Genomic DNA, 12,010 nt, shown 5'->3' on the forward strand with positions numbered 1-12,010 from the left:
CGCCATCCTACTCGGGATCCGGGCATGGTCGCTTCACGATGTCGCCAGCGACGCTGAAGGTCTGCGGCCCGTCGCCGAGGGTCGAGGCCGTCACTCGGGCGCGCCACAGCCCGGGCGTTGGTGCCTCCACCTCGGCAAGCTCGACATTGTTGAGGACGTCCCGGCCACGCTCGGCCATGTGAATGTCCTCGACGTCGAATTCGTTCCGCGCCAGTTCCGCAAGCTGGTCTGACCCCGTCAGCGGAGGAGGCGTCAGCTTCCACGGCAGGTGCGTTGCGCCGTCCGGTGCGATGAGAGTTAGGTCGAGGTCGTTCACCAGAAGCGCCAGCACCAGGTCCGCCGGCGCGTTGGCGGGCGCATCGTCCCACGCCAGCGCGACCTTCAAGCGCTCCGCGCCCTCGGATACGTCGAAGCACATGTCCGACGTGGCGCCTTCGACATCGAAGGCCCCCTCCTCGATGCCCGCAAGGTCCGTCATCACCCGGACCGCGGTGGAGACGTCGATCAGTCCGAAGCCCGAGGCGAAATCGGGACCGGGCCCGTAGAAGGTCGGTTCGCGGATGTCGATGTTCTTCAGATCATCGAGATCCTCCGGGTCGAGCATGGCTGCGAGATCGGGCCGCCCTCTCTCTGCCACCAGGTCCTGAGCCGTCGCCACGAGAGCCGCCTTGTAGGTCGAAGGAAGCGGCTCGACGTCGCCCGCGGCCTCCCGCATCAGCGCGATTGCCCCGGTGACGACGGGTGCGGCCATCGACGAGCCGCAGTCGCGCACATAGCCCTCGGCATTCGGCGACGGCCCGAGGATGCCGCCCTGGGACGTCGAGACTTCGAAGTCGTGGCAGCCTGGAGCCACGATGTCGGGCTTGATCCGGCCGTCGAAGGTCGGGCCGAGGCTTGAATGCGGCCAGACGGTCTGGTGCGCGGTATCGTAGGCGCCGACGCTGATCGAGTTCTTCGCCTGCGTGAAGACCGAGACATAGGCGGCGCGGCGCCCGTCCTTCGGGCGAAGCCCGTTGTTTCCGGCAGCCCAGACCTGCGGACGCGGCGGGATGACCTCACCTTCCGTCTCGCCGTCCGACACGCGCGCCCGCCCGGCGATCATCTCGTCGATCAGCCTCGACGCTCCTTCGTAGCCGTACAGGGTCTCGATATAGGAGTGGTTGCTGACGGCGACCCCGCAGTCGACCAGCGCGCTCGTCAGCAGCGCGAGGCGCCGGCTGCCTTCGCCCTCGTCCGTGTATTCGAAGACGCCGATGTCCGCCTCGGGTGCGATGCCCCGCATCCCGAAGGGCGTGCCGTCGACCCCCTCGAGCGTCGAGTTCACGACCGAATTCCGGCCGCTGCCGAGGAGGATGCCCGACACGAGCGTCCCGTGGCGCTGCGCAAGGACGCCATCCGGCTCGCCGCCGCAACTGGTTGCAAGGCCTACCCGGCGGAAGAACCGCTCCTGATCGCCTTCAAGCGCCATGAAGTCCCCGTTCTCCGCATTGATAGGCGTATCGAAGATCCCGACGCGGACAGAGCGGCCCGCGACACCCTCCAGAACCGCCAGGTCGCTTTCAAGGGTGAAGCCCTGCGCCCCGTCGACGTTCGCCACCTGCCGCGCGACGCTCGTCAGCGGCAGGAAGGGCGGCGGCCCCGCGTCGATGCTGAGAACGTCCGCCAGACCCGCCACGTCAATGAGGCGGTTGTCCGGCACCTCGAAGATGAACGTCCCCCGCGTCGGCTCTTCGATGGCCGTAGCGCCAAGAGCCTCGAGGCTTCGCTGCACCGCGTCGCGGCCTCCGGTCGCGGCACTGAGGAGGACACGCCGTCTCCCCACGGCGTCAGGCGCGAGCGCGGGGGCGAGAACGAGCGAGCGCCCGATCTTGTCTTCGATCCGAAGCGTCGCCCCAGCGCGGATCTGCCCCGACGCCAGGACCGGCAGCGTCGCGTCACCAGCGAACCGCACGACGTAGGTGCTGCCGCCGACGAAGCCCTCGAGCGTCACCCCCGCCTCGGCGAGGCGCGCCTTTTCGTCCGCATCGAACCGCCGCCCGAACTCGATCACCGAGACGACGCCTTCGTCCGACTGTCGTGTAGGTGCGCGTCGGAACGCCTCGATCTGGCGAAGCGCATCCGGTGCCGCAAGAAGCGCGGCGCGGTCGCGCAGGAGAAGGTTCTCGGCATCGAGGCGGCGGATCCTGTCGAGACCGATGCTGGGAACTCCGGGACGCAGGACGTCGCGGATCGCCGGCGTGACGGGTTCGATCCCCTCGAACAGGCGGTCGCGGTTGAACTGCGGCAGGTCGCGCGTCGGCAAGTCCTGAGCGTAGCAGGTGACGGCGGTAGCCAACCACGCGAGGGCGATGCGGAGGCTCAATTGACCGTCCTCCCGCCCATCTCCCGGAACGCCGCGATCGCACGGCTCCGCGTCAGGTTGCGGCCCGTCGCGCGCAGGGCGGCGATGAGCGCCTGCCCGGTCGCATGGCCCGCTGCTTCGGGCGACAGCCGCGCCTCGTCTGAAAGCGACAGGATCGGAAGCCCGGGCTGCTCGCCGCCATCTAGGCCTGCGCCAAGGAATGCGTCGTCCCCCGCACCCGTGTCGACCACGATGCTGCGCCCCCAGGCGCGTTCCCCGTCGACCGAGGCACTCAGTCCGCGAAGGAAGGTCTCCGCGTGGTCACCCACGACGGCAATCCGCACCGTCGAGCCCGAGACCCCTGCCCGCTCACGGTGCGGCAAGGCGTCGAGAAAACGAACAAGTTCGGCGATCCCGCCGTCGGCGAAGGCATAGCGCGGCATCGCCGGGTCCAATGCCTCTCCGTCCGGCCCCATCCCATGCTCGGCCGCGCGCACAAGGTCGTCGACCGAAAGCCCGCGTCCGGCGATCGGGGGCACGACCAGCGCGCCTTCGACGCTGCCTTGGCCGTCCGCACCGTGACAGTTGGCGCAGGGAAACAGGCGTGCCGACAGTTCAGCCTCTCCGCCCGCCAGCCGGACCGTCGCCCCCACATCGCCCGTGCCGTAGAACAGCGCTGCGGCATGATCGTCAGCGGCGACCGCCGGGGATGCGCACAGCAGGGCTGTCAGAAGCACGAGCCGCATCTCAGCGGCCCTCAACGCGCGCAAGCGTGCCGAGAAGGGTCTCAGGCGCCGGCAGGCCTGCGATGCGGACGAAGCGGCCGTTTCCGGATCCCACAAGAAACATGGGATCGTGGTCCTCGACCGAGCCGAGGGATAGACCGAACGACCGCAGAACGTCGGCGATCTCGGGCACGCTTCCCGTGACGAAGGTCCAGCGATCCTTCGCCTCGAAGGCATCGGCCGTCCGGTGCAGGGCCGCAGGCGAGTCCCGGACCGGGTCGATGCTGACCGAGACGAGCCGGGTGCGGTCGTCTCCCGCCGCGTCGAGGTCTTCCTGCACGATCTGGAATATGCCGTTCGCCACCGGGCAGATTGTCGTGCAGCTCGTGTAGATGAAGGTGACCACCACCGGGCCGTCCCCGACGACCTCGCCGAAGCGCCGCTCGGCGCCGTTCTGGTCGATGACGCGCGCATCGGCGATGTGGATGGTCTCGAGGCCGGGCGCCGTCTCGGATTTTCCGGCAACCGGCATCTTGTGACCGGCGTTCGGATCGTGTGCCTGCGCCGGGACGCTGGCTGCGAAAAGCGCCAGGGCGATCAGAAGATGCTGTCTCATTGCTTCGCCTCTATCGTTGTCGCCCTGATCTCGACGCCCTTGAGCGTCGCGTCCGCGAGCGTCACCGCGTAGTGACCCGGAACCGGCGGGGCGACGATGAACCTTGCGCCGCCTGCGTCGAGGCCGTCCGCCGAAAGCGTCGCCCGCCATCCGAATTGAATGTGCGTCATCTCGAGGACAGGGTCCGTGAGCGCCACGGAGGCTCCGTTCTCGTCCAGAAGGCGGACGTTCAGGACCTGCCCGGCCCGTGCGGACAGCGACGGCACACCAAGATCGACGGTCAGGACAGGAATGGAAAATGCTGATTTTGCAGAGCCTTGCGCGTCGAAGCGAAAGCATCGTGACATCCCGCCGATGCCTGTCGTCAGGACCAGTTCGTGCGGTCCACCCTCGTTCACGACGGCGCGGGTATTGAACCGGCCCGGTGCGGTTTCGCGAAAGCTCCGGTCGAGGACGGCGACGGCGGAGGGGCGACCGCCCCGCAGGCGGACGGCGGTCATCGGCGGCGCGTCTCCCATGCTGCTCGTCTCGTCGATGACGAAGCCGGTGTAGCTTGCCGCGTGAACCGCCAGCACCTGCGGCGACGGGGCAAGCGGCACGAGAAGCGCTCCGGGTCGGGTCGTCACCTCGGCGTCGCGCGGGGCAAGCCGGACTTCACGCAGCGTCGGCGCCTGCCCCACGGCCACGGTCCCGAGGTCGATGACGGTCACGCCCGACTGGTCCGCCGTTGCAAGGAACGCGGCCTCGCCTGCGAAAACGGCGTCGCCGATGCCCTGGTTCAGGGCGACGGCACCCGCAAGCGCCGTTGTGGCGGGATCGATGAAGGACACCGCGCCGTCCGCGTTCCAGACCAGGATCATTCCCGTTTCGGGCGAAATGCCGATCCGGTCAGCGGGCGCGGCAAGCTCTACCGAGACACCGTCCGTCGGAGTGTCCGCGAAGACGATGTGCGCCGATGCTCCGCCCGGCGCCAGCGAGGCGACAAGGCGCACGACACCGCCACGACCGTCCGGCAAGGCAATCCCGGCGGCATTCGATGCGGACGCATGGATCCCTGAAGCGGTCACTCGCCCGGAGGACGCATCGAGAAATGCGAACCCATTCTCGGCCCAGGCGAAGACTTCGCCTTCGCCCGCGTCTGCCATTCCACCGACCCTTGTCCCAAAGCGGACCGGAGTTCCTTCGTCTCCGCCGGGAGCGTGGAACATCACCCCTCGCCCTTCCGGGCCTGTGCCTCCCAGCCAGATCACCCCGTCGTCCGAGACGTGCAGCGCCGCGAGAGTGCCGCCGACCGCCGGCAAGGCGATTTCGGAGACATCTCCGGTCAGGCCGACCGAGACGAGCCCGTCTTGTCCGGGGAGATGGGCGATCAGCCTCTGGGTGGCGCGGTCGGCGACGACAAGGTCCGGCGTCGCGCTGAGCGTCCCCGCCGCCAGCATGTTGGCAGTGGCGAGGTCGAGACGGGGGTCGGCAAGACCGAAACTCCCGTCTTCGTTGAACCCGGCCAGCACGATCCCGTTCAGATCGATCCCGCCCGTCGGGATGCGGCGCGTGGCACGGAAGGCGCGAGCCGCCTCGACGCAGGGCGCATCGGTCTCGGACACCGGACGGATCCAGCCTTCCAGCACGAAGCCCTTCAAGGCGCCACCCGTGGCCGCATCCGTCAGCGTCACGTCGATCCCAAAGGGCTGGCCGGGCAAGACCGTGTCGGTCGTCCCGCCGGCGACATCCGTGAGCACGACCTCCGCGGTCAGGGGCGCGGCAAGGTCGGCCGCGAACGCAGGTCCCGCGATGACGGCGATGACAGGGAAGATCGTCCCGGCAAGGCGCATGTCATTCGAGCCTGCACGACGTCACGCCCGCATCGGCCAGACTGCCTTGCGGAACCACGTCGAGCAGCCCCCAGATGCCGCCCGCCCGCAGGTGCGTCGGGCCGTCGTGCCAGAGATAGCACCCCTCCTGCACCGGCCGCGTCAGCGGCGCGGCGATGGCCTTGCCGGGCGCGATCAGCGCCGAATGCGGGAAACCGAAGCCGGGGAACAGGTCGTCGTAGTCCTGCGAGATCGTGACGAAGGCGTGCTGCCGCGCGCGCCCCGACGGCTCGAGGACGTTCATCGTGACTTCCTCCCCCGCCTCGGCCCGCAGGACGGGCATCGAGGTCGCCACCTTGGAGGGACCCCAGCCGCCCGCGCCAGCCGCCTCCTCGTCCGGCTGAAGCATCCAGAAGTCCGACGGGAAGGCCACGGCGTTCAGATCGCTGTCGGCCTCCAGCGCCATCCCGGGCACGGCGGGCGTGCCGATGTCGCGCAGACGGGCTTGGAACGGGGCGCTGTGATAGCTGACCCCCTGGTCGCCCCTGTCGTAGCTGTCGTCGCAGATCATGCAGTCCGGCGTGGCCTTGCTCGCCACGGCCACCCCGTCGCTGAACCGCCATTCGATCCCGCTCCGCTTGTCGTGAAGGTTGAGGCCATCCTGGAAGAACAGGACGAACGAGCGATGGCGACGAGATCCTCCCTCGGCACCCTTCGCCTGCGTCGTCGCAAGCCCATGCCCGGCTGCAATGGGCGCGGGCATCACGTCGTAGGAGGCGCCGGGCAGTTGCCAGGACTCCGAGCCATCGCCGAAGGTGTGATCCTGAGGCAGGACAAGGACCGACCCGATCAGCCCGTGGCCGCCGTGGCCGATCACGTCCCCGAACGGCTCGATCGGCACGGGGCCGAAGGCGTAGGGCATCCAGTGGACGATCTCGCTCGCGGTCTCGTCGCCGAGGACCGCGCGCGGATCGGCCGAAAGCTTGCCTGCGTAGAAGGTGATCCGCTCGGCGTTCGCGACACGGGGGAGAAAGCCGGTGACGCTTTCCGTCTCGTCGGTCTCGTCCGAGAAGGACACCGTGTCCCCCGCCGGCTGCAGCGCGCCCGTCGCGTTCCAGCCGAAGGGAAGGGCTATGCGTTGCGTGTGCGACAGCGTCGGCAGCGGGAAGCGGATCGCCAGCCGCGCCGAGGGCGTCACGTCGTGCTTCCGCGGGTCGGTGCTTTCGGCGTCGAGTTCGTAGATCGGCGAGGCGGTCTCCTCGCCGACATGGACCGCCGGATCGGTGTTGAGCGGCGTTATGGGCGGCATGAGGGCATCGCCCGGCCCGTCGCGCAGACCCGTCACAGCGTCGGCCGCCGTCTCGTATCCACCGCCTGACACGGCGACAACGTCGTCCTCGTCACCCGCTGGCTCGAGAAGGTTCACGACCTCCAGCGTCACGCAGTCGCCTGCCCGGACGGGAAGCACGTAGGGTTCCGCCGGCCGGTCTGCGTACATCGCTGCGATTGCGGCTTCGATGTCCGCGCGTGACGCGCCCTCCGTTACGAGATTGGGATCGAGAGCGACCATCATCAGGCCGTCCGGATCGAAGGTGTCGCGTCCGTAGGTCATGCCGTCCGCGCCGTAGACCTTCCGCGCCTCGATGGCGGCCACTGCGGCGTTCAAGCGCGGCGCATCCTCGGGACACTCGAGGAACAGCGCTTCGTCCTCCTCGAAGGACAGCATCGGCGCGCCTCGGGAGTGCCGCATCTCGCGGATCTCGCGAAGGCGCCAAAATACTTCTTTGGCGCATTCGTCGAACTCAGCCTCGTCCTTCCGCATGCAGGTGGTGAGGTCGGGGCTGTTTCCATTCCTGAAGACACGCAGAAGACCCCAGGCACCATTCCACAAAGCGTCCTGCGTCCCGAAGTCGTAGAGGTAGTCGGTGCTTTGGCGCTCAATGGTGCCATCCCGCGGTCTCACGCAACGGCCCGTCCGCTCTTCCGCGACTGAGCAACTTCCCAAGAGCTCCAATCCTTCACCGCTCAATCCGCTGGTCGAGAGAAGCTGGCGGAACGTGCCCGACACCTCGAAATGCTCCGAGATCCCGATCTCCTGCGCCGCGACATAGCCTTCGGCGTTCATGCACGTCGCAAGGGCCTCGTCCAGAGAAGCGAAGAAGAGCGTCACGTCGGACGGCGCTTCTGGCGCCATGCCGTCGTCGGGCAGCCGCCCCTCGAACCAGGCGCGGTAGAACTCCGGGTATCCCCTGTGCAGCGCCTCAAGCCGGTTGCACGCCTGTTTCGCCGTCTCGCTCGCGGGCGGCGCGCCGATGACGGGGGATGCCTGCGGAAACGGCTGGTCGAGGTTCCGCTTCCAGGCGTGTCCTGCGATGCCGAAGGTGTGCTGCACCTCCTGCGCGCCCTGGATCATGCGGATGTAGGTCGTCTCACCCGAATAGGTCTCGATCGGCAGCGTCGCCGGATCGCCATGAAGCGAGGACAGGAAGACGTTTGCCATGTCGCCTTCCTCGCCGCCGCGCTGGACGGCATAGCTGCACTCGTCCACGTCGCGGACGAAGGTGGCGTCGTCGTTGACCGCCTCATGCCCCTGCACGGGAAGCGTCGCGAGCGCGCAGTCGTCGTGGCTGCCGCTTTCCTTCGTTCCGATCCGAAGCGGGATCGGCTCGCCCCGGTAGTTGACGAGGTACGGGTCGTGGTGGTCGACCGAGATCGACTCGGGGCGCGCAGGCGCTGCGACGGGGCTGGCCAGCCGCCCGTCGTCCCGAAGCGAGGCCCTGGAGCGGTAGTCCTCGAGATGGAACGCAAGCTTGTCGGCGTCGGCCCCGTCCATCATGTCGGCAAGATCGGCGATGTGCGTGGCGGAATCGCCCGGACGTCCTGCCGCATTCCACGCCGGGATCGGGTCCGCGCCGTCGAACCGTCCTTCGGCATCGGACGCAAGAGCGCTGCCGCAAGTGCCATCCACGGCCTCCGCTTCGGTCCAGTGACGCGCCTCGCAGGCGAGCTTGGCGATCCCGGCGGCACTCGCGTCGTCGATCACGGCCTCGGCGTCGGTGTCGTAGTCGCGCGGATCATAGAGCAGCGCGAAGTCGGCGATGGAAATCGCGTATTCCCGAACGTCCGGATGAATCGGATCGGGCCCCGGCCAGTCGTCGCCCATGCCGGGCACGTCGTCGGCCAGAAGGACGCGATGCACGCCCACCATTACGTCGTTGTCCGTCTCGAGCGTGCCGAGATCGCCCGCGAACGAGCGGCACTCCGACGGCGCTCCGGCAGACACGAAGCCCGGCCGGCAGACGTCGTTGTCGCGCGGCTCGATGACGAGCGCGGTGTAGAACCCGTGCTGCTGGATCGAGGACGGGCCGAAGTGATCGTGCGAGAACACCGTGCGCAGCGTCCTGTCGCCCATGCCGTCGGCATCCTCGGGTCCGAGGTTGGACAGGATCGGATCGGCGAACCACCGCTGGACCGTCGTCTGGAACCAGTCGGGATGATCGCTTCGCTTCAGCGTCCACAGCTTGTGGTCCGCGAACTCCGGCAAGGCGCACCTCGGGTCGTCCTGTCCCGAGGTGCAGATCCGCGCCGCGACCTCATCGGGCGCGAAGGTGCCGTCTTCATAGTTGAACCCGTTGCCCGACCCGTCGGACGAGGTGACGTCGAACTTCACGAGGTGGATGTGCTGCCCGATTGTGTCGGTCGGCGTCTTCACCTGGAAATCGTCAAGCTCCAGCTCCTTCGGCAGCTCGTTCGTATGCCGGAACTCGATGCATTCCGAGCTGAACGCGCGGAAGAAGAACGGTTCCTCCCGGGCCGATACGAAAGGCGAGATGGGATCGGCGAGGCCGGAGTTGTTCGTCTTGTAGTCGTCCGACGTCGACGTCAGCACGTTGATGCGGGCCTGCGGATCGTGCCAGCCGGCTCGGTTCGTGACGAGGTCGAGCTGGACCGCCGAGGCCTCGTACCGGCGGAAGCCGCCCACGGCTGGATCGGTCCGGAACGGCTCGCCCGGCCACTGCAGGAACGGATCGTCGGTCTCGCTGCCGCGCGCGAGCCCCGGAGGTGCGCCGCAAGGATCGGCGAAGGGCGCGCCGGGTTTCGGCGCGGATCCATTGACCGTGAACAGCCCGGCGCCGGTCCGGTAGCCGCCTGCGGGATCGAAGGCCGCGGGCGTCCCGTCGGGGGCGCGCACGTCGATCGTCTCGCCGGTCGACCAGACGGTGCCGTCGTAGTGAAAGCCCATCGCGGCCCGCTCCAGCGGCGTGCCGTCCTGCGCGCGCGGCTCGAGCGTGATCGTCTCGAACTCGGCCGACATGTCGCCCAGAGCCAGCATCTTCGCCACGAGCTGCGAGGCCTGCGCGCCGTTCGCTGGTGGCGGATCGCCCGCATCCTCGACCCCGAAGCGCCGCGTGCCACCGGCGACGACGTGGCGCGACAGGCCGCCGTCCAAAATGTCGCCGCTCGTGACATCGCCTACGTCGCGGGTCGCGACCGCGAGATCGAGCGGTGCCTGCGGCGGACGGTGACCCGGCTTGCCGCCAACGAAGAACGGATACCCCGGGAAAGCCGCAGACGACTCGGCGGTCAGGTAGGGCTCCTCGTCCGGCGCGGCATAGGTCGGCAGCACGGGAAGGGGACGGGTCGGAAGCGGCACAAGTGCAGGCACCGGCGTGCCCTCGGCGTCGGCGATCCAGCGCCCCGTCTCGGGATCGACCGAACCGACGCGGGGGTCGCCCACCATCGCCTCGACCGAAAGGCCTGCCTCGGGCTGGCCGTCCGGAAGAAGACGCGTCCCGTCCTCGAGGACGTCGTGCACCCGCCAGAGCTCCCACATGCCTTGGGCGAAGTGCGGGTAGAGGTGACAGTGGAAGATGGAATCGCCCACGGTGCGATTGCGGTTGCCGCTGCCGTCGTTCTGCAACCAGTCGTCCTCCGGCCCCTCGTCATAGTACCCAAGGCCGCCGGAATAGATGTTGTAGGTGAACCCCTGCTGGGGCGCGACCGTCTGGCTGTCGAGATAGGCGCCCCGGTTCCCGTCGTTCCCGCCGAACCACTGGTGCGCGTGGAGGTGAAAGACGTGCGTCTCCTTCGGCCCGGCATGGAAGTTGCGGAAGAGGATCTCGTCGTTCAGATAGGAATGATGCACGTTCGACGGGTCGTCCGCATAGCGCTCCAGAAGGGCGGGATCGCCGTTCGCCCAACTCGTCAGGAAGAACTCCTCGTAGAGGCACTCGACGCACTCGGTCGCCGGTCCGATCCCCTTGCGGTTGGCCAGCAGGATCGACCCCATGCCGCTTGACCCATAGTTGATGGCAAAGCCGTCGCGGACCCCGGCAAGCTGCCCGTAGCGCTCAAGTTCCTCGAAAGCCTGCGTGTAGAAGGTCTTCAGCTCGTCATGGAAGAAGACCGAGAATTCCCGGAAACTGCGGTTCGCATCCGGCTCGTGGACGACGGCGTTCAGATCGGTGTGAACGATCTCCTGCGCTCCGCCGCCAGCGAGCCGGGTCATCGACAGGACCGGGATGCCGTCCACCTCGGCGTCGTAATCCACCTCGCCCGTCCGGCGGTGATCGCCCGTCGCCCGGCGCAGGGACGCATCGCTTTCCGTCAGCGTCCAGGCCGCGTCGAACGCCGCCTGCGAGACCTGGCTGCGGAACCACCGGCTGCCGCGCTCTTCCACGACGACCGCGCCGAACAGACCGTGCGTGATCGACCCGCCATCGCCTTCCCCGCCCGCGGGTGCGGCGTTGCTCGAAAAGAAGTAGGGCCCAACCCGATCGATCTCGTAGTAGCAGGTCACAGCTTCGCCCGGCGCGACCGCCGCGAGACCCCGGCAGACGGCGAGGTTCGTCGGATCGAGCCCGTCCGGCGCGACAGCGATCAGCCCCTCTATGGCGAAACTCATGCCGCGCGTGACCGGCCAGTCGGCGGACCCCGGCGCCGCATCCTCCGGATCGGCACCCGCCGTTCCGTCGAGGCAGGCCGCTTCGTGATGCGCCAGCCGGTCGTCCGGCCCGGCGCTGACGGCGTCGCGGACGTTCTTTGCAAGACTTCCCTCTTGAAGGTGCGCCCCGCGGCAGAAGGTTTCGGAATGTCCCGGCTGCCCCGGTCGCAGAAGGTTCGTGACCTGAAGGGCGAGGAGGTCGCCTTCGTTCGCCCGCAGGACCAGCGGGCGCGGCCGCTTGCAGTCACGCAAGCGGACAGCTCCCGCGTCGAGGGGCGAGAGCGCCCTGTCGGTTCCGGTGTCTTCTGCGCAATCCGCCGCAGTGATCCGCACAGGCACCGTGTCGGCGGGGATCAGATCGCGGCGCAGGGCGAACAACATTCCGAAGGGATTGTAGGAGCCGAAGCGGTTGTAGACGATCACCTGCTCGAAGGCCGCAACATCGGCGCAGACAAGCCGTCGCTCGAAGCCTTCGACTTTGGCACTTGCAGGCAGAGTGTCGCAAAAGTCCAACTCTGCGTCCGCCGCCTGGGCAGGACTCGCGATAATTAAAAAAATGAAACATAACAATAC

At 68.1% G+C, this 12,010-nt stretch carries 5 protein-coding genes; all 5 read right to left on the reverse strand.

Annotated elements, in window-relative coordinates; all coding sequences use genetic code 11:
- Window positions 1–7: 7 nt before the first annotated feature.
- From EF888_RS14440 to EF888_RS14450, 5 genes are read right to left on the reverse strand one after another with little or no spacing between them, the layout of a single operon-like run.
- Window positions 8–2,362, reverse strand: a complete 2,355-nt coding sequence (locus EF888_RS14440; protein ID WP_164721703.1) for a S8 family serine peptidase — start codon at window positions 2,360–2,362, stop codon at window positions 8–10.
- Window positions 2,359–3,087, reverse strand: coding sequence for a c-type cytochrome (locus EF888_RS21880; RefSeq protein ID WP_164721704.1), 729 nt, complete (start codon window positions 3,085–3,087; stop codon window positions 2,359–2,361). Before EF888_RS21880 ends, EF888_RS14440 begins: the two co-directional genes overlap by 4 nt.
- A gap of 1 nt (window position 3,088) precedes the next feature.
- Window positions 3,089–3,682: an SCO family protein gene (locus EF888_RS21885; RefSeq protein ID WP_164721705.1), complete on the reverse strand. Its 594-nt coding sequence runs from the start codon at window positions 3,680–3,682 to the stop codon at window positions 3,089–3,091.
- Window positions 3,679–5,514, reverse strand: coding sequence for a hypothetical protein (locus EF888_RS21890; protein ID WP_164721706.1), 1,836 nt, complete (start codon window positions 5,512–5,514; stop codon window positions 3,679–3,681). Before EF888_RS21890 ends, EF888_RS21885 begins: the two co-directional genes overlap by 4 nt.
- A 1-nt stretch (window position 5,515) precedes the next feature.
- On the reverse strand, window positions 5,516–11,950 hold the full coding sequence (locus EF888_RS14450) for a cupredoxin domain-containing protein (protein WP_109760743.1): 6,435 nt from the start codon (window positions 11,948–11,950) through the stop codon (window positions 5,516–5,518).
- Between the last annotated feature and the right edge of the window lie 60 nt (window positions 11,951–12,010).

The sequence above is a fragment of the Silicimonas algicola genome (assembly GCF_003970735.1).
Lineage (GTDB): Bacteria > Pseudomonadota > Alphaproteobacteria > Rhodobacterales > Rhodobacteraceae > Silicimonas > Silicimonas algicola.